25 protein-coding genes are annotated in these 21,956 nt (G+C 65.0%); 13 read left to right on the top strand and 12 right to left on the bottom strand.

The features are described 5' to 3' along the window. Positions 1–25: 25 nt before the first annotated feature. The 10 genes from ABD050_RS21645 to ABD050_RS21605 all read right to left on the bottom strand — a co-directional run bounded on the left by ABD050_RS21645 (position 26) and on the right by ABD050_RS21605 (position 10,204). The gene (locus tag ABD050_RS21645) at positions 26–1,114 is read right to left on the bottom strand and encodes a PepSY-associated TM helix domain-containing protein (protein WP_343891597.1); all 1,089 of its coding nucleotides are present in this window, start codon (positions 1,112–1,114) and stop codon (positions 26–28) included. 15 nt (positions 1,115–1,129) lie between these two features. After that, positions 1,130–1,813, bottom strand: coding sequence for a Fe2+-dependent dioxygenase (locus tag ABD050_RS21640; RefSeq protein WP_343891596.1), 684 nt, complete (start codon positions 1,811–1,813; stop codon positions 1,130–1,132). Next, positions 1,807–2,559, bottom strand: coding sequence for a tetratricopeptide repeat protein (locus ABD050_RS21635; protein WP_343891595.1), 753 nt, complete (start codon positions 2,557–2,559; stop codon positions 1,807–1,809). Before ABD050_RS21635 ends, ABD050_RS21640 begins: the two co-directional genes overlap by 7 nt. Before the next feature lie 8 nt (positions 2,560–2,567). Then, positions 2,568–5,087, bottom strand: coding sequence for a TonB-dependent receptor (locus tag ABD050_RS21630; protein ID WP_343891594.1), 2,520 nt, complete (start codon positions 5,085–5,087; stop codon positions 2,568–2,570). A gap of 58 nt (positions 5,088–5,145) precedes the next feature. Next, complete coding sequence (locus tag ABD050_RS21625) at positions 5,146–5,409, bottom strand: ribbon-helix-helix domain-containing protein (protein ID WP_343891593.1); 264 nt, start codon at positions 5,407–5,409, stop codon at positions 5,146–5,148. Positions 5,410–5,466: 57 nt separating this feature from the next. Further along, positions 5,467–7,296 (bottom strand): cobaltochelatase subunit CobT, encoded by a 1,830-nt coding sequence (gene cobT / locus ABD050_RS21620; RefSeq protein ID WP_343891592.1) that lies wholly within the window; start codon positions 7,294–7,296, stop codon positions 5,467–5,469. After that, on the bottom strand, positions 7,293–8,132 hold the full coding sequence (locus ABD050_RS21615; protein ID WP_343891591.1) for a hypothetical protein: 840 nt from the start codon (positions 8,130–8,132) through the stop codon (positions 7,293–7,295). The genes cobT and ABD050_RS21615 overlap by 4 nt, the downstream gene beginning before the upstream one ends. Then, a complete protein-coding gene (locus ABD050_RS29090; protein ID WP_425542503.1) occupies positions 8,129–8,272 on the bottom strand; it encodes a type II toxin-antitoxin system Phd/YefM family antitoxin in 144 nt (47 codons plus the stop codon). The genes ABD050_RS21615 and ABD050_RS29090 overlap by 4 nt, the downstream gene beginning before the upstream one ends. Positions 8,273–8,366: 94 nt before the next feature. Next, the gene (gene cobS / locus ABD050_RS21610; protein ID WP_343891590.1) at positions 8,367–9,371 is read right to left on the bottom strand and encodes a cobaltochelatase subunit CobS; all 1,005 of its coding nucleotides are present in this window, start codon (positions 9,369–9,371) and stop codon (positions 8,367–8,369) included. A gap of 134 nt (positions 9,372–9,505) precedes the next feature. After that, complete coding sequence (locus ABD050_RS21605; protein ID WP_343891589.1) at positions 9,506–10,204, bottom strand: winged helix-turn-helix transcriptional regulator; 699 nt, start codon at positions 10,202–10,204, stop codon at positions 9,506–9,508. A 75-nt stretch (positions 10,205–10,279) separates the two neighbouring features. Between ABD050_RS21605 and ABD050_RS21600 the strand changes: the two genes are divergently transcribed. The 5 genes from ABD050_RS21600 to ABD050_RS21580 are packed head-to-tail and all read left to right on the top strand — an operon-like array spanning position 10,280 to position 12,835. After that, on the top strand, positions 10,280–10,690 hold the full coding sequence (locus tag ABD050_RS21600; protein ID WP_343891588.1) for a VOC family protein: 411 nt from the start codon (positions 10,280–10,282) through the stop codon (positions 10,688–10,690). A 27-nt stretch (positions 10,691–10,717) separates the two neighbouring features. Next, on the top strand, positions 10,718–11,068 hold the full coding sequence (locus tag ABD050_RS21595; RefSeq protein ID WP_343891587.1) for a DUF1428 domain-containing protein: 351 nt from the start codon (positions 10,718–10,720) through the stop codon (positions 11,066–11,068). A 25-nt stretch (positions 11,069–11,093) separates the two neighbouring features. Continuing rightward, complete coding sequence (locus ABD050_RS21590) at positions 11,094–11,882, top strand: VOC family protein (RefSeq protein WP_343891586.1); 789 nt, start codon at positions 11,094–11,096, stop codon at positions 11,880–11,882. Between the two features lie 3 nt (positions 11,883–11,885). Then, positions 11,886–12,374: a VOC family protein gene (locus ABD050_RS21585; protein WP_343891585.1), complete on the top strand. Its 489-nt coding sequence runs from the start codon at positions 11,886–11,888 to the stop codon at positions 12,372–12,374. Beyond that, entirely contained in the window at positions 12,371–12,835 is a 465-nt protein-coding gene (locus ABD050_RS21580) for an SRPBCC family protein (RefSeq protein ID WP_343891584.1), read from the top strand. Before ABD050_RS21585 ends, ABD050_RS21580 begins: the two co-directional genes overlap by 4 nt. A 2-nt stretch (positions 12,836–12,837) precedes the next feature. Here ABD050_RS21580 and ABD050_RS21575 read toward each other — a convergent pair whose 3' ends face one another. After that, the gene (locus tag ABD050_RS21575; RefSeq protein ID WP_343891583.1) at positions 12,838–13,449 is read right to left on the bottom strand and encodes a J domain-containing protein; all 612 of its coding nucleotides are present in this window, start codon (positions 13,447–13,449) and stop codon (positions 12,838–12,840) included. A gap of 40 nt (positions 13,450–13,489) precedes the next feature. Here ABD050_RS21575 and ABD050_RS21570 point away from each other — a divergent pair, with 40 nt between their 5' ends. From ABD050_RS21570 to ABD050_RS21540, 7 genes are all read left to right on the top strand, one after another. Beyond that, positions 13,490–13,780, top strand: coding sequence for a BolA family protein (locus ABD050_RS21570; protein WP_343891582.1), 291 nt, complete (start codon positions 13,490–13,492; stop codon positions 13,778–13,780). Next, positions 13,777–14,484, top strand: coding sequence for a glutathione S-transferase (locus ABD050_RS21565; protein WP_343891581.1), 708 nt, complete (start codon positions 13,777–13,779; stop codon positions 14,482–14,484). Before ABD050_RS21570 ends, ABD050_RS21565 begins: the two co-directional genes overlap by 4 nt. Beyond that, entirely contained in the window at positions 14,481–14,930 is a 450-nt protein-coding gene (locus ABD050_RS21560) for an NUDIX hydrolase (protein ID WP_343891580.1), read from the top strand. Before ABD050_RS21565 ends, ABD050_RS21560 begins: the two co-directional genes overlap by 4 nt. After that, a complete protein-coding gene (locus ABD050_RS21555) occupies positions 14,923–15,822 on the top strand; it encodes a pirin family protein (protein ID WP_343891579.1) in 900 nt (299 codons plus the stop codon). The genes ABD050_RS21560 and ABD050_RS21555 overlap by 8 nt, the downstream gene beginning before the upstream one ends. A 122-nt stretch (positions 15,823–15,944) precedes the next feature. Continuing rightward, positions 15,945–16,835 (top strand): alpha/beta fold hydrolase, encoded by an 891-nt coding sequence (locus ABD050_RS21550; protein WP_343891578.1) that lies wholly within the window; start codon positions 15,945–15,947, stop codon positions 16,833–16,835. A gap of 111 nt (positions 16,836–16,946) precedes the next feature. After that, positions 16,947–17,117, top strand: a complete 171-nt coding sequence (locus tag ABD050_RS21545; RefSeq protein ID WP_343891577.1) for a hypothetical protein — start codon at positions 16,947–16,949, stop codon at positions 17,115–17,117. A 571-nt stretch (positions 17,118–17,688) separates the two neighbouring features. Then, positions 17,689–19,332, top strand: coding sequence for a hypothetical protein (locus ABD050_RS21540; protein WP_343891576.1), 1,644 nt, complete (start codon positions 17,689–17,691; stop codon positions 19,330–19,332). Positions 19,333–19,476: 144 nt separating this feature from the next. Here ABD050_RS21540 and ABD050_RS21535 read toward each other — a convergent pair whose 3' ends face one another. Then, complete coding sequence (locus ABD050_RS21535; RefSeq protein WP_343891575.1) at positions 19,477–20,730, bottom strand: MFS transporter; 1,254 nt, start codon at positions 20,728–20,730, stop codon at positions 19,477–19,479. Between the two features lie 215 nt (positions 20,731–20,945). Here ABD050_RS21535 and ABD050_RS21530 point away from each other — a divergent pair, with 215 nt between their 5' ends. Continuing rightward, positions 20,946–21,947, top strand: a complete 1,002-nt coding sequence (locus tag ABD050_RS21530; protein WP_343891574.1) for a hypothetical protein — start codon at positions 20,946–20,948, stop codon at positions 21,945–21,947. Positions 21,948–21,956 lie beyond the last annotated feature (9 nt).

Genomic DNA, 21,956 nt, shown 5'->3' with positions numbered 1-21,956 from the left:
CTCCCGGAGCGTGATCGAAGAGGCGCTACGCTCGGCGTGCCTTCAGCTCGCCGCGCCATTTGCGGGCGCGCCACCACATGATGACCCCGGTCACCGCCAGCACCGCAGGCAGGATGCCGCCGATGAAGATGATGACCTGCCACAACAGCCCCATCCGCGTGCCGTCATGGATGCGGCGCACCAGTCGCGCCGTGTCCTCCGGCATGATGCGCCCGGCCTTGGCGACGCCGGTCGCGTCGTCGACCGTCACCAATGGCTGCGGATCGCCGGCAAGCGCGATCTTCCATTCGGGCTTGAGGTCAGTCGGCCAGGTCACCTGGCGCAGGTCGCCCGGCAGCTTCGCCCGCGCGCCAGCGATTGCGGCGTCGATCGAGAGATGCGGCGCCGCGAGCGGCCTGGCCCGCGCCATCGCCGCCCGGTCCATGCCGCCGCCGCGTTGCGGGGCGCCACCCGTGACCATGCCGAAGAATTGCGGGAAGGCGATCCACGTCCCCGTCAGCGACAGGACGAACAGCGGCAGGGCGATCCAGAAGCCAAGCAGATGATGGAGATTGGTGTCGAGATTATTGTGCCGGCGCCAGCGCAGGCCCCGCACCCATGTGCCGATCGTCGGCCACCACAGCCAAAGCCCGGTGAAGCAGGAAAGCATCATCGCGACGCCGATCCAGCCGACGATCGCCCTGCCCACGCCCGGCAGCATGAGGCTGCCATGGATCATGTGGAAGACGCGCAACACGCCGGCGCGGTTGCTCGCGATATCGAGCACGCGCGCTGTCGGCGGATCGAGATAGACCATCGTCCGCGGCGGGCCGCTGATCGACTTGCCCGGGCTGCTCGCGGTGACGATGACTGGCCCGTCGCCGGCCGGCAGGGCGATCGAGACGATTGCATCCTCTGGCTTCAGCGCGCCGCGGGCAGCGGCGACATAGCGATCGGGGTCGATCAGCATCCCACCGCTCACCTGGTAGCGCTGCGGGTTGAGGCCGTGGTCGAGCGCCTCATCCCACACCAAGGCCGAGCCGGTCAGCGAGAGCGGGATGATCAGGATCGCGAGGATCAGGCCAATCCATTTGTGCACCTGGAACCAGGTGCGCCGCCACGCCAGCTTGCTCATATCTTTCCTTGTTGGTCAGGCATCCGCCCAGCGGCGGAGCAGATTGTGATAGACCCCGGTGAGCTGCACGACCGCAGCATCCCCCTGCCCCCGGTCGCCCGCGACCGATTGCACGGCTGAATCGAGATCGAACAGGATTCGCCGCGCGCCATCGTCGCGGACCATCGACTGGATCCAGAAGAAGGACGCGACCCGCGTGCCGCGCGTGACGGGCGTTACATGGTGGAGGCTCGAGGCGGGGTACAGGATCATATGGCCGGCCGGCAGCTTCACTTGCTGTTCGCCGAATTGCCCCTCGATCACCAAGTCGCCGCCGTCATAGCTGTCGGGGTCTGCAAGGAAGAGCGTCGCTGACAGGTCGCTCCTGATCCGGAAATCGCTGCCACGGCGGATGCGGATCGCATTGTCGACATGAGTGCCGAACCCCTGCCCCTCCCCATAGCGGTTGAACAAGGGCGGGAAGACCTTGAGCGGCAGCGCCGCCGCGACGAACAGGGGCGAGGCGGCAAGCGCATCGAGGACGATGCTCCCCGCGCGCTGTGCCGCGTCCGATGTTTCGGGCAATTGCTCGTTGCGCTTGGCGAGCGCCGATTGCGCGCCCGAGGTGGCGTTGCCGTCGATCCAGTCGGCGGCGTCGATGATGCCGCGCACCTCGCCGAGCTGGTCGGACGAGAGGAGATCGGGGATCGCGATCAGCATCGTCCCGCCCCCATCTTCAATGCCTGCACGCCGCGCACGCGGAAGGCGGGCAGATCGGCCGCTTCCAGCCACGCGCTTGCCCTGTCGACAAAGGCCGGAGTCGCGGTCGCGCCGGCGCGTTTCAGCCAGCCGATCGCCTCTTCGACCCTGCCCGCCGCGCCGAGCATCCGGGCATGGTTGAAGGCGCCGCGGAAATCGCCGCCCTCGGCCGCGCGGGCGTAGAGGCGCGCCGCCTTCTTCATGTCGCGCGCCACCACCCAGCCATCTTCGTGGAAGCTGCCGACGAAGTTGATCGCCTTGGCATTGCCGAGCTTCGCCGCCTTGCCGAACCAGTCGAGCGCCGCGACCTTGTCCTCCGCGACTCCGTCGCCCAGCGCGAGCAGGGTCGCGTAATTGTACATGCCCCAGTCGAGCCCGCGCTCGGCAGCGATCCGATAGCATTCGGCTGCCCGCGCCTTGTCGGGGGCGGTGCCCCAGCCCAGATCGTAACAGCGCCCGACCATGTTGATCGCCATCAGATGATGCTGCGCCGCCGCCCGGACGAACCAGTCGAGTGCTGCCGCTTCGTCCTGCGCCACCCCGGCGCCATCGAGCAGCATCTGCCCGAACGCCGCCTGCGCCTCGGCCACGCCGGCCTCGGCGGCGGCGCGAACGAACGCCGCGCGCTCTTCGGGGGAACCCGAAAGGCGCGCGGCGATATCGTCCGGCGAAAGGGCATTGAGCTCGTCAAGCTCCAGTGTTGCCATCGTCGTGATCAGAACTTCACGCCGAGCGTGCCGAACACGGTACGGCCGGGCGCGATCGTTGCGTAATGCGAGGCATAGGCCTGGGAGTAATAGATCTTGTTGGTCAGGTTCTGCGCGTTGATGCCGAGCGAGACATTGTCCGTGATCTGATACTTGGCCTGGGCATCGAAGCGCCAATAGCTCGGCACGCCGCGGGTCAGTACGGTGGTCGCCGGGGTGACGGTGATGACGCCCGCGCTGGTCTGTGACGCCTTGCGGTTGTCGGCATAGCCGCCGATCTGGCGGTCCATGAAGATCGCGCTGCCGCCGAACGAGAAGCGTTTCGTAAGCTGGTAATTGCTCGTGGCGGTGAAGCTGTTGCGCGCGGTCTGCGGCACCTGCTTGCCGGTCGTGACCGAAACCACCTGCACGGTGGTCGCTGCGGCAGCGCCATTGGCGGCCACGGCGAGCGCCGTGGAGCCACCATTGACGATCTTTGCGTCGAGGAAGGTATAGCCGCCAAAGACCGACCATTTGTCCGTGATCTGGCCGCTCGCGGTGAATTCGACACCGCGGATGCGGGTCTGACCGATAAAGCTGACCGTGTTCTGGTCGCTGGTCACCCGGGCATTGTCGATGTCGGTCTGGAATAGCGCCAGGCCGAGCGCCAGCTTTTCGTGGAACAGACTGGCTTTGGCGCCGACCTCATAGGTCTTTGTCTTTTGCACCTTCAGTGCATCGAGCAGCGCCTGGTTGATTGCCTGGGTATTGGTGAGGAGCACCGGGACCGCATTGTCCTCTCGGCCTTCGCCGAGCAGGCTGTTCGGCGGCGTCGCCGCGGTCGCATAGCTTGCATAGAGGCTGGTCTCCTTGGTCGGCTTGAAGACGAGGCCGGCCTGCCAGTTGAACAGGCTGTCGGTGCGCGACAGCTGGATCGAGGTGCCGCCGGCGACGAAAGGCGGCGTCACCACCTGATGGAAGCGGTCGTAGCGCAGACCGAGGTTCAGGATCAGCGACGGCGTCAGCGTGATCGAGTCGAAGGCATAGGCAGCCTGGGTATCGGCATCATTCTGCGTTTCGGTGTTCGGTGCGCCCTTCACGATCGGCGTCTGCACCGTCGAGGTGTCGCTGGCGTAATTGGTCCAGGGATCATTGGGGTTCGGATTGAACAGGCTGGTGCAATAATAGCGTGCGAGGGTGACGGTGTCGCAGCGCGGGCTGATCGTCGAACCGGTCGCCAGCACGAAGGCGCCACGCCGCGACTTCTCCCAGGAGAATTCAGTGCCGATCGCGAAGCTGTGCTTGATGCTGCCGGTTTCGAAGGTGCCGCCGAGATCGGTCTGGTCGATCAGGCTTTGATCATAGCTGTAGCGGGTGTTGGCGCGGCGCCAGACATAGCCGCCGCCAGTCAGCTTGGTCCCGCCGGTCACCGGGTTGATCGCGGGACCGGTCAGCGCAAAGCCGAACACATCGCCGTTCGAATCGTCGGGCAGCAGGAAGCTGTAAGCCTGGTTGCTGTAGGAATAGCGCGCTGTGTTGCGCAGCGTGACATGGCCGAAATCATGCTCGACCCGGATCATTGCCTGCTGGGTTTTGGTATCGCGGAAGTCGCGATCCTTCAGCCCGTAAAAGGTCGAGCGCGCCACATAGCCGGTGGTGCCATTGTACAGGGTGATATTGCCCTGCGCCGGGGTCGTGAAGACATTGCCGGCCGGCGCGTTGCAGATCGTTGCCGAGCAGACATAGAGATAAGGTATGCCGCTATCCGGCAGCTCATGGCTCACCATCTGGTAATAGCTGGCGGTCAGCCGGGTCGGCGTGCCGAGGCCGATGGTGACGCTCGGCGCGAAGCCCCAGCGCTTCGACCAGATCGCATCGCGATCGACCACTGACTGATCGTGCCACAGACCCTCGATCCGCACCGCGATGGTGTCGGTGATCTTGGTGTTCACATCGCCGGTGATGCGCTTGTAATCGCCATTGCCGTAGCTGGCGTTGGCAGACACGAAAGTGTCCGCCACCGGCAGCTTGGAGAGGATGTTGATCGTGCCGCCGGCACTGCCGCGACCGCCCAGCGTCGAATCCGAGCCGCGCACGATCTGCACTGAATCCACCGCGAAGACCTCGCGGTTCTGCGAGGCGAGATCGCGCACGCCATCGACATAGATGCTCCCCTGGCTGTCGAAGCCGCGGATGAAAGGGCGGTCGCCGATCGGGTTGCCGCCCTCGGCCGCGCCGAAGGTGATGCCGGGGACGGTGCGCAGCGCATCCTGCAGGCTGTTCGAGCCGGTTCGCTCGATCACACCCTTGTCGAGCACGACGATCGACTTTGGCGTGTTGACCAGCGGAGCGACCTCCTTGGGGCTCTTCGGCGCATCCTTGAGGCCGGTGACGATGACATCGTCGCGGTGCTGGCTGTCATCGTCATTGGCGGGCACGGGCTCGGGGCCATCCTTGGCAAAGGCCGGGGCGGTGGCGAAGGCGCCGACACAGGACAGGGCAAGGAAGGCTGGTGCCGCGGCGGCACGAGCGACATTGGTGGTACGCAAGTTCTGGTTCCCCTTCTCGTTGGGAACCGGCTATTGCGAGTCACTCGCATTGTCAACGCTATTGCGAATAATTCTCATCAGCCTGGCGATGGTGCAGGAGCCACGTTCTGAGCGCACTCGCTAGGTTGGGCGGATCATCAGCGAGAATCCGTACCGCATCCACTTCAGCGATCAGCGCATTCAGCGGTAATCCGAGCGCGTCTGCCGATTCCTCGAGCGCGCGCCAGAACAGGGGCTCGAGGCTGATTGAGGTCTGATGCCCGGCAATCGTCACCGATCTCTTGACCGGGCCGTGAAAGCCGCCGGGCGGCGACGCGATCACGCCCGGCGCTCCAACGGCGTCGCCATCATTCGCTCGGTTCCGCTGGCGGAACTGCCATCACTCCGTGTCGAACAGCGCCGCGAGCTGCTCGATGATCGTGCCGCCAAGCTGGTCGGCATCCATGATCGTCACCGCGCGGGCATAATAGCGCGTCACGTCGTGACCGATGCCGATCGCCGCCAGCTCGACCGGCGACTTGGTTTCGATCCAGCCGATCACCTGGCGCAGATGGCGTTCGAGATAGCTCCCGGAATTCACGCTGAGGGTCGAATCGTCGACCGGGGCGCCGTCCGAGATGACCATCAGGATCTTGCGCTCCTCCGGCCGGGCGATCAGCCGGGCATGCGCCCAGAGCAGTGCCTCGCCGTCGATATTCTCCTTGAGCAGCCCCTCGCGCATCATCAGCCCGAGCGAGGTGCGGGCACGCCGCCACGGCTCGTCGGCCTTTTTATAGACGATGTGACGCACGTCGTTGAGCCGCCCGGGCTGGGGAGGCCGGCCGGCGGCGAGCCAGGTCTCGCGCGCCTGCCCGCCCTTCCAGGCGCGGGTGGTGAAGCCGAGGATCTCGGTCTTGACCCCGCAGCGTTCGAGCGTGCGGGCGAGGATGTCGGCGCTGATCGCGGCGATCGAGATCGGCCGGCCGCGCATCGAGCCCGAATTGTCGATCAGCAAGGTGACGACCGTGTCGCGGAAATCGGTCTCGCGCTCGATCTTGTAGCTCAAGGACTGAGTCGGGTTGACGACGACGCGCGCCAGCCGGGCGGCATCGAGCAGCCCTTCCTCCTGGTCGAAATCCCAGCTCCGGTTCTGCTGCGCCATCAGCCGGCGCTGCAGCCGGTTGGCGAGCTTCGTCACGGCACCCTGGAGATGGACGAGCTGCTGGTCGAGATAGGAGCGCAGCCTGGCGAGCTCGTCGGCATCGCACAGATCAGTCGCCGCGATCACCTCGTCGAAGCGTGTCGTCCAGGCCTTGTATTCGAACTGGGGCGCGAAATCGGAGAAAGGCCGGTTGGGCCGGACCGGGAGCATGCCGTCCTCGCCCTCGTCGCCGGGCTCGCCGTCCATGTCCTCGACATCGTCATCGCTCTGCTCGGCGCCCTCGCCGTCCTGCGATTCGGCATCGCGATCCGAGCCGCGCGCCTCGATCTCGCCCTGGCCCTGCTCGCCCTCGCTGTCGCCTTCCTCGCCTTCGTCGGATTCCTGCTCGTCAGTTCCTTCATCCTCCGAACCGCCTTCATCCGCCTCATCGGGGATCATGTCGCCTTCGATCAGGTCGAGATCCTCGAGCAGCTTGGTCGCGAGGCTGGCAAAGGCGCGCTGATCGTCGATCGCGAGGCCAAGCGCATCCAGATCGCCGCCAGCCTTCTCCTCGATCCAGTCACGGACCAGCGCAAGGCCCGGCGCGGCGAGCGCCGGCGCCGCGGCTCCGGTCAGCCGCTCGCGCACCATCAGCGAGAGCGCGGTCGAAAGCGGTACTTCGTCGCGGTTGCGGGCGCGGGTGATCGGATCGGCGCGCAGCTTGAGGTCGAGCGCCGTGGCGAGATTGGCGGCGATCCCTGCATAGCCGCGCGCGCCGAGCGCCTCTACCCGCGCCCCCTCGATGGCGTCGAACACCGATCGGGCGACGGCATCGCCCGGAGCGAGCCGGGCATGGACCTTGCTGTCGTGATGGCGCAGCCGCAGCGCGAAGCCGTCGGCGAAACCGCGCGCTTCGGCCACCTGCTCGGCGGGGAGAGTCCGCGCTGGCATCGGGACCTTGATGTGCTTGCCGCTCTGGGCCGGCGCGTCGGCGGTGAAGGCAAGCTCGATCTCGGGCTCGTGCGCAATGGCGCGCGCCGCGCCGCCAAGTACTGCCTTGAAGCGATCGAGAGGCGTTTCAGTGGTCATGGCTTCCGCTCTGGCACCACCAAACGCCCGGGCGCAAGATCGCGGTCGATCCTGATGCGGGCGATCTTGGTTTCGGGATCGAACTCGAGCACGGTCACCACCGCTCCTTCGATCACGCCGTACGCCGGCAGCCTCGCGATCGATATCTGGTGCCGTGCGCCCGGCAGCGGGCGGTTCATGCCGAACAGGACGAGTTCGGCATCAAAAGACAGGCTGTCCTTCTCGCCCGCGGTGCCGGCATAGCGCAGCCGCAATTCGCTGTCCCCGCCGAGCAGCATCCCGCTGATCAGCCCGTAGCGTGCCGGCGTGATCGCGAAAGGTGCGTGGCCCGAATCGCCCTTCGCGCCGATCAGGATCGCGTGGTCGAGCTTCTCGTCATTGTCGCTGTCGTACACGCAATAGCGGGTGACCAATCGGGTCGGCCGCAACATGCCGACCAGGCCGAACGCCATGGAGCCGACCATCGCCTTGGCCAGCGAGGGATCCTGCTCGGTCTCGCAGAACACCACTGGTGGATCGCCCGGTATGCCGGCGACCCGGGCCGATTCGAGCACCGTCTCGCGAGTGAAGGTGCGCTTCTGGCCGAGCCGGTCGAGCGTGATCGGATCGACCAGCAGCGCCGTCTCGGGCCGGCCGAGCGGGCTCTCGGCGATCACGGTACCGGGCACGGCGATCTGCTCGCCCCTGAGCGTGCGGCCGGCGAGCAAGGGTACCGAGGCGGGCTCGATCTTGTAGTCGGCTGTTTTCGCGGCGGTGAGGGTGAGCATGGCGACAAGGACGGCCGCGATTCTCGCCGACTTGGTCGTGATTCGGTTGGCGCGAGATCGTGAGATCATCGCCTGGACGTATCCAGCGGCAGAAGCCGGGCGTGTGGCTTCCCTCTTTTCGTCACGGTGATTTCTTCGCCTGCTCGCACGCGGTCGAGGAGTTGGGACAGATTGCTCTTCGCCTCTCTGATGCCGACGACACTCGCCAAGATCGCCTCCCGCGATAACTAATGCTTCCCCGGCGAAGGCCGGGGAAGAAGAATATTGGCACCGCCTATGCCTGTCGGCGCAAGCCGGCGGCGATCAAGCCTTGCCGACAACGCTCTCCGGCAGATCCTTGCCGAACACGCGCTGATAATATTCGGCGACCAGCGCCCGTTCCGCCTCGTCGCATTTGTTGAGGAAGGAGAGCCGGAAGGCGAAGCCGACATCGCCGAAGATCAGCGCGTTCTGCGCCCAGGTGATCACTGTGCGCGGGCTCATCACCGTCGAGATGTCGCCATTCATGAAGCCGCGCCGGGTCAGGTCGGCGACGCGGACCATGTTGTCGACGACCTGCTTGCCCTCGGGCTTGTCATATTCGCCGGACTTGGCGAGCACGATCTGCGCTTCGACGGCCGCCGGCAGATAGTTGAGCGTGACGACGATGTTCCAGCGGTCCATCTGGCCCTGGTTGATCTGCTGGGTGCCGTGATAGAGCCCGCTGGTATCGCCGAGGCCGACCGTGTTGGCGGTCGCGAACAGGCGGAACCAGGGATTCGGCCGGATCACGCGGTTCTGGTCAAGCAGGGTCAGCTTGCCCTCGGTCTCGAGCACGCGCTGGATGACGAACATCACGTCCGGACGGCCGGCATCATATTCGTCGAACACGAGCGCGGTCGGGGTCTGGAGCGCCCAGGGCAGGAGGCCCTCGCGGAACTCGGTTACCTGCTGGCCGTCCTTGAGGACGATCGCGTCGCGGCCGACCAGATCGATCCGACTGATATGCGCATCGAGATTGATGCGGATGCACGGCCATTTCAGACGGGCCGCGACCTGCTCGATATGAGTCGACTTGCCGGTGCCGTGATAGCCCTGGACCATCACCCGGCGATTATAGGCAAAGCCGGCGCAGATCGCGAGCGTGGTATCGGCATCGAACACATAGGCAGGATCGAGATCGGGCACGCGCTCGTCGGCCTCGCTGAAGGCGGGGACTTCCATGTCCGAATCGATGCCGAAGGCCTCGCGGACCTTCAGCACCTTGTCGGGCGCATCCATGATCGTCGTCTCGCGACTGTCGGGCTGGGTATTCGGGATATCGGTCATGAGAGGTTCCAAATTCCGTGCGGCCCCGGACGTGATCCGGGGTTGCCGAAGCCCTGCCCTTCTTCAACGGTCGAGAAGGAAGAACGGTGCTTCGATAGGTTGGCTTGTTTCACTGCGAACGGAATTCGATCGCGTCAAGCCGAACCGATCTTCGGCGGCAAAGGAAATAGCGTCACGAAGTGCGTGGCGAGCGCCCTGTCGCCCTTCAGCGTCAGCATCCCGGAGCTTTCCGCATCCGCGATCGGCCGCCCGCCATAGATGATCGAGGCCATCGTTACCGGATCGCTGACGAAGCATGAATCGGCCTCGCCCGGATCGCCGCGGCGAATCGCGATTCCTTCCGCATCGACCCGGGCGACAAAGCCCTCGTCGCCGAGCTGGAAGCCGATCGTGCGATTCACGGCGCCCGATCGCGAGCGATCGATCATCGTGCGAAAGGACAGCATCAGCGAGGCGGCGCTGAGCGGGAGCGTCGTATCGTGGCGCGGCGATTGCACCGCCCAGCGGCCCAGCTCCTGGATCGCCACCTCGCTCCGATAGCCCCAGGGGGTGAGCGCATAGACCTGGACCGAGGCAGGCGGCGGCAATTTCTCGCGAGTCAGGATGCCGGCCGTCTCGAGGCCTTCGAGTCGCTGGGTCAGCACATTGGCGCTGATCCCGGTGAGCGCCTTGCGCAGTTCGCCGAAGCGGCGCGGCCCGAACATCAGCTCGCGCACGATCAGCAGCGACCAGCGTTCGCCGACCAGCTCCATCGCGAGCGCCGTGCCGCAGGCATCGTCATACCAGCGCTTTTCCGTCTTTTTTTCTAAATTAGTTATTTTTTCTAACTCCATTGTTGCTTTTAATAACTTAAACGGGCATCAGGGTCAAACAGCGATTCGCGGAAGCCCACATGGAAAGGATTTGCGATGCCCAAGATGATCTTCGTCAATCTGCCGGTGACCGACCTGCCCAGGTCGAAGGCGTTCTACGAAGCGGTCGGCGCGGTGAACAATCCGGCCTTCACTGACGAGACAGCGGCCTGCATGGTGTTTTCGGATAGCATCAACGTGATGCTGCTGACCCATGACAAGTTCCGCCAGTTCAGCCCGCGCGCCATCCCCGATGCGCACAAGGTATCGCAGGTGTTGCTCTGCGTTTCCGCCGACAGCCGCGACGCCGTCGATGCGATGGTCGGAAGCGCGGGCAAGGCGGGCGGCGGCCTCGACCCGACTCCGACTCAGGATCACGGGGTAATGTATGGCCGCAGCTTCGATGACCCCGACGGCCATATCTGGGAAGTGATGTGGGTCGACCCGAACTTCAAACCGCACGGCTGAAGCCGGCGATACGTCAGGAGAGCGATCATGAGCTATGTGGACGGTTTCGTCATTCCCGTGCCTGCGAACGGCAAGCAGGCCTATCTCGACATGGCAGCCAAAGCCGCACCGATCTTCCACGAATATGGCGCGACGCGAGTCGTCGAATGCTGGGGCGACAATGTGCCCGACGGCAAGGTCACTGATTTCAAGGGCGCCGTGAAAGCCACTGAGGCTGAGAATGTCGTCTTCTCCTGGATCGAATGGCCTTCGAAGGAAGTCCGCGACGCCGGCATGGCGAAGGTGATGGCCGACACGCGCATGCACCCGGACGGCGAAATGCCGTTCGACGGGAAGCGCATGATCTATGGCGGCTTCGCGCCGATGCTCGACCAGTAAAACCGACGATCGCAGGAGAGAGAAGATGGCAAATCCCGAAGGCACGCCGATCTGGTACGAACTGATGACCGCCGATCCGGATGCGTCCAAGGCATTCTATGACGACGTGATCGGCTGGACGATCGAAGCACAGCCATCCGGCGAGATGGATTACCGCATGATCGATAGCGGCAGCGGCGGCGGCTCGGTCGGCGGCGTGATGCGCCTGACCGAGGCAATGCAGGCCGGCGGCGCGAAGCCGACCTGGCTCTTCTATATCGGCGTCAATGACGTCGACGCCTCGGTCGAGAAGATCAAGGCGGCGGGTGGCAGCGTGCTGATGCCGGCCTGGGACATTCCCGGAATCGGCCGGATCGCGATGGTCGCCGATCCGCAGGGCATCCCCTTCTACATCATGCGCGGCGCGTCGGAGGAGAGCAGCACTGCCTTCGACCGGATGGGGATGGGCAAATGCAACTGGAACGAGCTTTCGACGCCCGACCAGGCCGGCGCCAACGCCTTCTACGCGACCGTGTTCGGCTGGACCTATCCCGACAAGATGCCGATGGGCGCGATGGGCGATTATATCTTCGTCCATGTCGGCGACCAGGTGATCGGCGCGACGATGAACCATCCGGGCGACGGCCCGCCGCCGGCATGGCGTTTCTATTTCCGTGCGCCCGATATCGAGCAAGCCGCGGCCAAGGTGACGAAAAATGGCGGCACGGTCCATGCCGGCCCGATGGAAGTGCCGGGCGGCGATCGAATCATCGTCGCCAGCGATCCGCATGGCGTGATGTTCGGGGTGGTCGGCCCCGGCAACCAAGGAGCATGAATCATGACGAAGATTGCACCCTGTCTCTGGTATGACGGTGCCGCTGAGGAAGCCGCTGCCTTCTATGCCGCCACTTTCCCCGATTCGCGGATCGAGGCGGTCCACCGCGCGCCGACCGATTTCCCCGACGGGCATCAGGGCGACGTGCTGACGGTTGAGTTCACCGTGCTCGGCATGCGCTTCCTCGGGCTCAATGGCGGGCCGAGGTTCAAGTTCGACGAAGCGGTTTCGTTCCAGGTCTATACCGACGACCAGGAAGAGACCGACCGCTACTGGAACGCGATCGTCGGCCATGGCGGCGAGGAAAGCATGTGCGGGTGGTGCAGGGACAAATGGGGCCTGTCCTGGCAGATCACGCCGCGCGCCCTGATGAAGGCGATGTCCAGCCCCGACAAGGCGGCCGCGAAGCGCGGCATGGAAGCAATGATGACGATGCGGAAGATCGACATCGCCGCCATCGAGCGCGCGGTGGCCGGGGAGGCGGTGGCATGAGCAACGATCTCGAACTGTCCGTCACCCGGCTGATCGACGCGCCGGTGGAGCTGGTATGGAAGATCGCCACCGAGCGCCTCACTGAATGGTGGTGCCCAAAGCCCTGGACGACGGAGATCGTCGATCATGAATGGCGGCCCGGCGCGCGCACGGCGATGATCATGCGCGGCCCCAATGGCGAGGAGCATCCAACCGAGGGCATTGTCCTGGAAGTGACGCCGAACACGCGCTTCGTCTTCACTGACGCGCTGAAGGCGGGTTGGATTCCGCAGACCGCGTTCATGGTCGGCTTTTTCGAGTTCGCCGACGAGGGCGGGAAGACGCGCTACACCGCCGGCGCCCGGCATTGGACCGCCGAGGCCAAGGCCCGGCATGAAGCGATGGGCTTCACCGAGGGCTGGGGCAAGGTCGCCGAACAGCTTGCCGCGATTGCCGAGGCCGAGGCCAGGGTAGACGCCTGAGATCAGGCGAAGGCGGGCGCGCCCTTGAGCTGGGTATAGGCGACGATGACGTCCTGCAGCGCCTTTTCGTGGCTGCGGTCGCCGCCGTTGCGGTCCGGATGGTAGCGGCGCACCAGCTCGGCATAGCGCTGGCGCAAGCCGCGACGATCGACATCGGTCGAAAGGCCAAGCACGCGTAGCGACTTGCGGTCGTTCTCCGACAAGGGCCGGCCATCCTTGCGCTCGGGCTCGGCGCGGCGCTGGAAGCGGGCGCCGATCGCATCGAGCGGATCGGTGAAGTCGGCCCATTTCGGCGGGCGATCAGCGCCGCCCGCGGTCGCGAAGGCGCGGGTCTCGCGTTCCCAGCCGGAAAAGGGGCGCTGCGCGTCGTGAATCTCGTCCGCGCTCATCCCGTTGAAGAAATTGTAGCGCGCGTTGAATTCGCGGACATGGTCGAGGCAAAACCAGCGATAGGGGCGCGGCCCCTCATGGCCATTGGTGATGCCCTCTTCCGGGGGCGCGCGAAATTCCCCGGGCGCATCGCACCCCGGTTCAGCACAGTCCCTGCCCGTTCCCTCGACGCGGCCGTGGAAGCGCGTGTTGGGCCGATCCTTCTTTTCCGTTTCCCGCGCCACGCGGCTCCCCGAATCCGACAAAGCCGCCTATATAGGCGCGATGACCAGTCTCGCCACCGGCTCCGTCGCGTCCGATATCGCGTCCCGTCTCGCCGCCGCGCTCGATCCGGCGCATCTCGAGGTGATCAACGACAGCGGCAAGCATGCCGGCCATATGGGCGATGACGGGACGGGCGAATCGCACTTCACCGTGATCGTCGAGAGCGCGGCCTTTGAGGGTCTCTCGCGGGTCGCGCGGCAGCGGCTGGTCAACACGGCGCTCGCCGATCTGCTGCGCGACCGGATCCACGCCCTTGCCATCCGCGCGCGGGCGCCGGGCGAAGCGGCGTGAGCTACACGCTGTGGTACTGGCCCTCGGTCCAGGGGCGCGGCGAGTTCATCCGGCTGCCGCTCGAAGCGGCAGGGATCGCGTACCGCGACGGCGCACGGGAGGACGGCGTCGGGGCGATGATGGCGAACATGGCGCGCCACGAACGGCACGGGCCCTTCGCGCCGCCCTATCTCGAGTTCGACACGATGGCGATCGCGCAGGTCGCCAATATCCTGATGGTTCTCGGCGAGCGGCACGAGCTGGCGCCGCCCGGCATGGCCGACCGGCTGTGGCTCAACCAGCTCCAGCTCACCATCGCCGACCTCGTCGCCGAGGTGCACAATGTCCATCACCCGATCAGCGGCTCGCTCTATTACGAGGACCAGAAGGACGCGGCGCTGCAGGCGGCGAAGCATTTTCGCGCCGAGCGGATCCCCAAATTCCTGGACTATTTCGAAGCGGCGCTGACCGCGAAGGAGGGCGCGTGGCTGATCGACCATCGCTGGACCTGTGTCGACACGTCGCTGTTCCAGATCGTCGAGGGCCTGCGCTATATGTTCCCGAAGCGGATGGCGGCGATCGAGGGCGACTATCCCAATCTGATCGGCAACCATGATCTGGTCGCGGCGCTGCCGGGGGTTCGCGCCTATCTCGGGAGCGACCGCCGGATTCCGTTCAACACGGACGGCATTTTCCGTCACTATCCCGAGCTCGACGCAGCGTGAGCGTGCGCGCCGAGCGGCCCGCCGCGCGCATCCTGCTGGTCGATGGCGAGGGGCGCGTCCTGTTGTTTCGCTTCGACCCCGGCGACCGGCCGCCTTTCTGGTGCACCCCGGGCGGCGCGGTCGATCCGGGTGAAAGCTATGCCGAAGCGGCGCGGCGCGAGCTTCGCGAGGAGACCGGGCTCGAGCTCGAGTGCGGGCCCGAAGTGGCGCAGCGCCACGTCGAGTTCGTGACTATCGAGGGCGTGCCGGTGACCGCTGACGAACGCTATTTCCTGGTGCGCACCGACAGGTCGGAAATCGATACCGCCGGCCATACCCCGCTCGAACGGCGGGTGATGCAAAGCTGGCGCTGGTTCGCGCGCGACGAGATCGCCGCGCATCCCGAGAGGATCTTTCCCGAAGACCTGCTTGCCCTCCTGGCCGCGACGGAGACCGCCGATGCTTGACGATTTCATTCTCCAGACGATCACGCCGACGACTCATGACCTCGGCGGGTTCAAGGTGCATCGCACCCTGCCCTCGCGGCCGCGGACGATGGTCGGGCCGTTCCTGTTCTTCGACCAGATGGGGCCGGCGCATCTGGATGTCGGCACCGGGATCGACGTGCGGCCGCATCCGCATATCAACCTCGCGACAGTGACCTATCTGTTCGAGGGCGCGATCGATCACCGCGATTCGCTTGGCACCTTTGCGACGATCGAGCCGGGCGCGGTCAATCTGATGACCGCGGGCCACGGCATCGTTCATAGCGAGCGCTCCCCTTCGGCCGAACGCGCGCAGGGGCCGCAACTGTCCGGCATCCAGACCTGGATCGCGTTGCCCGAGGCCAAGGAGGAAATGGACCCGGCGTTCGAGCATGTCGAAAAGGCGGCGCTGCCGACAGTGGAGACGAAGGGCGCGCGGGCGCGGGTGATCATGGGGAGTCTCTGGGGCGTCAGCGCGCCGACCACGACCTATGCCGAGACCATCTATGCCGACATCGTGCTCGATGCCGGCGGCGCGGTGCCGATCGATGCCGGGGCCGATGAGCGGGCCGTGTATCTGGCGCTCGGCGAGGCGAGCCTTGACGGCGTGCCGCTTGAGCCGATGACGCTCTATGTGCTGAAGCCCGGGATCGCGACGGCGCTCACCTCGAAGGGGGGCGGGCGCGTGATGCTGTGCGGGGGCGAGGCGTTCGCGACGCCGCGCCATGTGTGGTGGAATTTCGTTTCGTCGAGCCGCGACCGGATCGAGGAGGCGAAGCGTGCCTGGACCGCGGGGGAGTTTCCCAAGGTGCCCGGGGACGACAAGGAGTTTATTCCGATTCCCGCGATCCCGAAGACTGTGAGCTATCCGTAACAGACTGAGCCCCTCCCCTGAAGGGGAGGGGTTGGGGTGGGGCAGTGCCTCAAGCGACGTCGTGGCGGTGGAAGAGTCCCCCACCCCCTCCCCTGAAGGGGAGGGGCTTAAGGAGAGAAAGAATGACCGGCTTCAACCTGCAGACGATCCCCCTCCCCACCGGCGTCTCGCTCGACGTCGCGGTGGCGGGCGACCCCGCGAACCCAGCCATCATCCTGCTGCACGGCTTTCCCGAATCGCATCGCACCTGGCGCCACCAAATCCCTGAGCTGGCGAAACACTATTTCGTCCTCGCCCCCGATCAGCGCGGTTTCGCGCGATCTTCCAAGCCCGCCGAGGTCAGCGACTATACGCCCGACAAGATGGTCGGCGACCTGGTCGCGCTGGCCGATCATTTCACCATCGGCACCTTCACCCTGGTCGGCCATGACTGGGGCGGCGCGATCGCCTGGATGGCGGCGCTGCAGCGGCCCGACCGGGTCGCGCGGCTGATCATCATCAACGCGCCGCACCCCTTCATCTTCCAGAAGACGATGTTCGATGATCTCGCGCAGCGCGAGGCGAGCCAGTATATCCGCGCCTTCCGCAACCCTGATCTCGAAAAGCATATCGAAGCGATCGGCCTGTCGGCCTTTTTCGACGGGAGCTTTTTGCGCCACACCGATTTCGACACGGTCGCGGGCGAGAAGGCAGCCTATCTCGACGAATGGGGCCAGCCCGGCGCGATGACCGCGATGCTCAACTGGTACCGCGCCAGCGCGCTGATCGTGCCTGCGATGGACGAAACGCCTGAGCGGCCCGCCTTCCTGAACGCGCCCTTCCCGCCCGTCACCCAGCCGACCCTGGTGATCTGGGGCATGGGGGACAAGGCGCTCTTGCCGAGCCAGCTCGACGGGCTGGACAGGCTGGTGCCCGACATGACGCTGGTGAAGGTGGATGCCGGGCATTTCGTGCCGTGGGAAGCGCCCGAGGCAGTGACGGCGGCGATGCTCGAGTGGCTGGGCAAGCACTGAGACGCAGCGCCCGCTCCTGGGCCTGAGCGGGCCCGCCAATACGTCCAACCGCGACGCCGGTTTCCCGCTGTTCCCCGCTGTTTCCCGCGATTTTTTATTTTCGCCGCTGTTATGTTGGATTTCGTGCTCGATTTCCTCGTTCGTTATCAACGCTTTATCGCCCATCCCGCTGTTATTCGGGAACAACGGGATAACAGCGGGGTAACAGCGACGATAACAGCGGCAGACCAGCGGGGAACAGCGGAGGAACAGCGGGCCTGGGGAATGGCGGCCGCCCGTTGAATTAAACGGTCATGTCAAAGAGCAGGGCGGAACCGGGACAGCATCCAGCCCGCTCGCGCTCCTGCCGTAATCTCCCCAAGGATTGAATCGAACCAGCCCGTTCACGATCGCTGGATCAGGTTTACGCGCGCCGCCCTGGATGCATCGGCGACAGCACAAGGACTTCGCCCGAGGGCAAGGGCAGCCGATAGGCCGGCCACTGGCCGCATCGATCGGGCCGGCTGTGGTCATCCGCAGATTGACGCCGTCGACCTCCAACAGATGCCCTCAAAACGGCCTCATCTAAATGCCGAGAGCGTTTGAAGTGGGTATACTCCCCGCCAAAGAGTCGAAAATCGATTCGGCACTATAGTAATATGAACAACATGTTGACGGACAGATGATCATACGGTGTCGCGATCCAAATGTGTAGCGGATCACTCACATAATCGTTTTTGTAGCGTAATAAATCTTTAGTCAGATCTCAGCCGATCGTAGATTGGTTTTAAGATGTGTTCGGGGAAGACGGAAGGTGATCGCGACTCTGCGGGGTGCAAAGCCGCTATCGTCCTGATGGAGTGGGGAGAGAAACATGAGCGACGGGTGCTGGGTTCAGTTCTGGGACGATAAATATTGTGCGGGCGCGACGCTTCGCTTCGACGCGACAAGCGGCACCCTGAAAATAGTCGACCTGGACGACTATACTCAATCGGACGGCAGCAAGGAGGGCAACGAGCCAGACTCGCTCGAAACAGGAACGCGCGCCTGGCTGGCCGTCTATAAGGACGATGATTGCGAGGGCACGAAGGTCATGTTCGGGCCCAACACGAAGATCGACGATCTCGACGCCTTTGGTGTCGGCGGGAATATCAGCAGCTTCGAACTTTACGACAGTCGGCCGAGCTGGTTCAACGAAGCGACGACGGGCGACCCGGTCGCCTACGAAACGGATGGCGGATCGGTCGATGCCGCTACGGTCAACAACTTCTTCCGCACCGCGGTTTCGGCGGCACTGAACCTCATTCCCGTCATCGGTGGCGCCATCGGCACGCTGGTCGGCGGCCTGTGGCCCGATGTGGATCAAAGGGATCAGGTCTGGGGAAGCTTCCAGAATTATCTGAACCAGGTGATCGCCGGCGTATATTGGCAAATGACATATGGAGCGCTGAACGATACGCTTGAATCGCTGTTCAGCGCTGCCACCGACTTCGTCTCTATCTCCGATGAAGATTATGCGATGAAGAAGCAGGCCTTCGAAAACCTGTATAATCTGGTGAACAACACCGAATCGTTCTTCGTCGACAAAGAGACGCCGGAGAAACGGTTCTCCTTCCTGGTTCCCTTCGCGACACTACGCCTGGCGACGCTGCGGGAAAACCTGCAGCATTACGCTTATTATTATGGCAGCGAGCCGTCTCCCGGGGAGGTGGATCGACTGACCCTGGAAATCCGCGACTCAATCGCCCTGTACCAGGAGCTTCTGAGCGAAGCGCGGGCCCGGATCCTGGATCGTCGAGACCAGATGATCTATGTGGACGATGATGTTCTGATCGATCTCTATTATGGAAGTCGCGCGAGCATGGCCGAGCCGGACACGCTCGATTCAAGACGCTATTATGCCGAAAATATTCTGAACAAGCTGGCCCTGAAGCTGGATGAAAACATCGCGACGAGCCAGCTCTGGCCCCATTTCGACCCGGCCGTAACCGATCCGGTACAGCCGCCGGTTCTGGACTACATCAGCGGCCCGGTTGGATATTATTGGTACGGGGTTCAAAATTTCACCCAGGTGACCGAGCAGGGACGGATCACCGGGATTACCCTCTGGACGATCGATGGCGGCAACAATCCCGCCTACCAGAACGGCCTCGAGCTTTACATCGACGGGGCGGGCCAAGGCCGGGTTTGCGGCCAGGACGGCACACCCCAGACACTCGACCTGGCACTCGACGAGGATATCGTCGAGGTAAACGGCACCTCCTCCCTGCGCTATCTTCGCTTTGCGTCGAACCGCGGAACGGACGTGACCGCCGGCGACCCCAATCAAGGTGGAGGCGACTTTCAGTTCGTCCCGCTTCCGGACACGCTCAATACCCGGCTGGTCGGCCTGTCCGGGTCGGCCGGCGCCGTGCCTGGCGAACCCTCATCCCTCGCCGCCGTGCGGGCCATCGCCGCGCACTGGAGATGCGAGCTGCCGATCGACACCGATAACCCGGCCAGCCCGGCGCAGAAGTGATATGACACAAGGTCGGGGGCGGGCACGAGATTCCGAGATTCGGGGACACTATAACAATCTGACTGCCCTCAATTAAGTAAAGTGTCCCCGAGTCTTCCCGAGTCTTTTCGAGTCTTTTCGATCGATGAGATCGCGGCGCGACGGTCAGTCTCCGCCACCCTTGGCCGGCACCAGCATCGCGAGAGCGAGCCCGCCGAGCGCCGCCAGGCTCGCGCCATAGGCAAATGCGGCCGCGTGGCCGACATGATCCCACAACAGGCCGGCGACCGCGCTTGCGACGAGCCCGGACAGGCCGACCGTCGCGCTGTACCAGCCGATTCCGCCGGCGCGGCGGGCCTCGGGCACCATATCGCTCGCGAACGCCTTGCCGACGGCGCGAAAGATGCCCTGATAGGCGCCGTAAAGGACGAACAGCAGACCGATGAGGATGAGGTTCGTGATCAGCGCGAACCCGAGGTAGCTGACGGCGAAAACGGCAAGCCCGAGGAGGAGGATGTTGCGCCTGCCGATCCGGTCCGACAGCGCGCCCGCCGGATAGGAGACGAGCGCCGCGACGAGGTTGAACGCCGCATAGATGAGGATCGTCGCTTGAAGCGACACGCCGAGCTCGCGGGTCCGCAAGATGAGGAAGGCATTGCTCGAATTACCGAGCCCTGCGACCGCGGTGGCGATGAGATAGGCCCGGTACCGGCGCGGCAGCGCGCGCGCGTCGGTCTCGAACGTCACCTTGGCCCGGCCGGCGGCGGGCCTTTTTTCGCTGACGAAGAATATCATCGCGAGCGCCAGAAACCCCGGGACGATGGCGAGGTAGAAAATCCAGCGCAGGTCGAGCCCCCAGGCCGCCAGCAGGATCACGGTCAGGACCGGCCCGAGAAAGGCGCCGGCATTGTCGCCCGCGCCCTCGAGCCCGAACGCCCTGCCGCGATGCGCGTCGTCGGCGGACGCAGCGAGCAGCGCGTCGCGCGGCGCCGAGCGCGTGCCGGCGCCCAGCCGGTCGAGGAAGCGCGCGCCGAGCACCCCGGTCCAGACGGTCGAAAGGCCGATCAGCGGCTTGGCGATCGCGGCCAGCGCATAGCCGATCAAGGCGAGCGGCTTGCGGCGGCGCAGGCGATCCGACAGCGATCCCGCGAAGCCGGGGACGATATTCTGGACGCCGGTGGCGATCCCTTCGATCAGGCCGACCGCCGCGCCGCTCGCGTGAAGGCTTTGCGTCAGGAAGACGGGCAGCACCGGATAGAGCATTTCGGTCGACACGTCAGCGAACAGGCTCGCGAGCGCAAGCAGCCAGGTATCGCGCGACAGGCCCGAAAAGCGGCCGCGCCGCGTCGGGTTCGGCCGGGGATTCGGCCGTGCTCCGTCGCCCTCAGGCGCGACTCCGCCAGGTTTGGGTTCCGCCATTCCACCTCCGGTCTAATTGGAGGCAGCTGCGCGCGCCAGCCAGTGCGTGCGTTTCCGGTGCTCGCCTCGCAACGCTCCGTAACCAGCTTTCGCCATCCCTGACGTGAGTGAGGCGACAGGTCGGGCGGCGGGGAGCACCCGCCCGCGGCAACCTCCCTGTAATTGGCCCTACGTCGCCCCTATCTTGCTCCCGTCAACCAGAGGCGAGATTCGTCATGACGACCCGTATCCTTCTCCAGACCACGATCGAGCCCGTGGCCGACGACTGGAACATCGCCCGTTTCTCTCTGCTCAGCGACCATCTCGCCGGATTGCGCGGGGAGGACGGGGCGCCGCTCTACAGCGTGACGGCGCGCGATCGGGAAGCGCCACCCGGCATTTCCGATCCAGTGCTGGCGACGATCGACCAAAGCGATTTCGACGAACTGTGGCTGTTCGCGGTGGACATCGGCAACGGGCTGAACGCCGAGGAATGCGCAGCGATCGGGCGGTTCCGCGATGGCGGCGGCGGGCTGCTGGTCACGCGCGATCACATGGATCTCGGATCGTCGGTCTGCGATCTTGGCGGCGTCGGGCGGGCGCATCATTTCCATTCGCACAATCTGGATCCAGACCCGGCGCGGCGCGCGATCGACGATCCCTTTACCACGGCGATTCTCTGGCCGAATTTCCATTCCGGCGCGAATGGCGATTATCAGGAGATCGCCCCTGTCGGCGCTGTTCACCCGCTCCTCGCCGACCCCGACGCGCCCGGCGGCGTGCTGCGCTTTCTTCCGGCCCATCCCCATGAAGGCGATGTCTCGGCGCCCGCCGACGACCCGAGCGCACGGGTGATCGCGACCGGCACCAGCAAGGTGACCGGGACGCGTTTCGCGATCGCGGTGGCGTTCGAGCCGCAGCCGGGCGGCGCCGGGCCGGCGGTGGCGCAATCGACCTTCCACCATTTCGCCGACTATAATTGGGACCCGGGCACCGGCGCGCCGAGCTTCGTCACCGAAGCGCCGGGGCGCACGCTGATCGAGAATGCCGAGGCGCTACGCTCAACCGGGCACTATGTGGCCAATCTCGCGCTATGGCTGGCCGAGGGGCGCAGGATGCGGCGATCCGAAGCGGCGCGGCTTGACGAAAAGCTCGACGAAGCGCTCGAGCTGAGCTTTCCCGCGAGCGACCCGATCGCGATCGACCCAATCGCGATCGACTCAGTCCCTGGCGAGTGAGTCAAGCCA

It is taken from the genome of Sphingomonas oligophenolica (genome assembly GCF_039522915.1).
Taxonomy (GTDB): Bacteria; Pseudomonadota; Alphaproteobacteria; order Sphingomonadales; family Sphingomonadaceae; genus Sphingomonas; species Sphingomonas oligophenolica.
Note: the sequence above shows the minus strand (reverse complement) of the source record. Positions and strands in the feature narration are given on the sequence as shown.

What these genes read in the sequence shown, in the direction of transcription:
- ABD050_RS21550 (WP_343891578.1), top strand. Translation starts at nt 15,945, where the DNA reads ATGACCGGCTTCAACCTGCAGACGATCCCCCTCCCCACCGGCGTCTCG.
- ABD050_RS21595 (WP_343891587.1), top strand. Translation starts at nt 10,718, where the DNA reads ATGAGCTATGTGGACGGTTTCGTCATTCCCGTGCCTGCGAACGGCAAG.
- ABD050_RS21605 (WP_343891589.1), bottom strand. Translation starts at nt 10,204, where the DNA reads ATGGAGTTAGAAAAAATAACTAATTTAGAAAAAAAGACGGAAAAGCGC.
- ABD050_RS21555 (WP_343891579.1), top strand. Translation starts at nt 14,923, where the DNA reads ATGCTTGACGATTTCATTCTCCAGACGATCACGCCGACGACTCATGAC.
- ABD050_RS21590 (WP_343891586.1), top strand. Translation starts at nt 11,094, where the DNA reads ATGGCAAATCCCGAAGGCACGCCGATCTGGTACGAACTGATGACCGCC.
- ABD050_RS21545 (WP_343891577.1), top strand. Translation starts at nt 16,947, where the DNA reads ATGTTGGATTTCGTGCTCGATTTCCTCGTTCGTTATCAACGCTTTATC.
- cobS (WP_343891590.1), bottom strand. Translation starts at nt 9,371, where the DNA reads ATGACCGATATCCCGAATACCCAGCCCGACAGTCGCGAGACGACGATC.
- ABD050_RS21570 (WP_343891582.1), top strand. Translation starts at nt 13,490, where the DNA reads ATGACCAGTCTCGCCACCGGCTCCGTCGCGTCCGATATCGCGTCCCGT.
- ABD050_RS21535 (WP_343891575.1), bottom strand. Translation starts at nt 20,730, where the DNA reads ATGGCGGAACCCAAACCTGGCGGAGTCGCGCCTGAGGGCGACGGAGCA.
- ABD050_RS21540 (WP_343891576.1), top strand. Translation starts at nt 17,689, where the DNA reads ATGAGCGACGGGTGCTGGGTTCAGTTCTGGGACGATAAATATTGTGCG.
- ABD050_RS21645 (WP_343891597.1), bottom strand. Translation starts at nt 1,114, where the DNA reads ATGAGCAAGCTGGCGTGGCGGCGCACCTGGTTCCAGGTGCACAAATGG.
- ABD050_RS21530 (WP_343891574.1), top strand. Translation starts at nt 20,946, where the DNA reads ATGACGACCCGTATCCTTCTCCAGACCACGATCGAGCCCGTGGCCGAC.
- ABD050_RS21585 (WP_343891585.1), top strand. Translation starts at nt 11,886, where the DNA reads ATGACGAAGATTGCACCCTGTCTCTGGTATGACGGTGCCGCTGAGGAA.
- ABD050_RS21615 (WP_343891591.1), bottom strand. Translation starts at nt 8,132, where the DNA reads ATGATCTCACGATCTCGCGCCAACCGAATCACGACCAAGTCGGCGAGA.
- cobT (WP_343891592.1), bottom strand. Translation starts at nt 7,296, where the DNA reads ATGACCACTGAAACGCCTCTCGATCGCTTCAAGGCAGTACTTGGCGGC.
- ABD050_RS21600 (WP_343891588.1), top strand. Translation starts at nt 10,280, where the DNA reads ATGCCCAAGATGATCTTCGTCAATCTGCCGGTGACCGACCTGCCCAGG.
- ABD050_RS21580 (WP_343891584.1), top strand. Translation starts at nt 12,371, where the DNA reads ATGAGCAACGATCTCGAACTGTCCGTCACCCGGCTGATCGACGCGCCG.
- ABD050_RS21640 (WP_343891596.1), bottom strand. Translation starts at nt 1,813, where the DNA reads ATGCTGATCGCGATCCCCGATCTCCTCTCGTCCGACCAGCTCGGCGAG.
- ABD050_RS21635 (WP_343891595.1), bottom strand. Translation starts at nt 2,559, where the DNA reads ATGGCAACACTGGAGCTTGACGAGCTCAATGCCCTTTCGCCGGACGAT.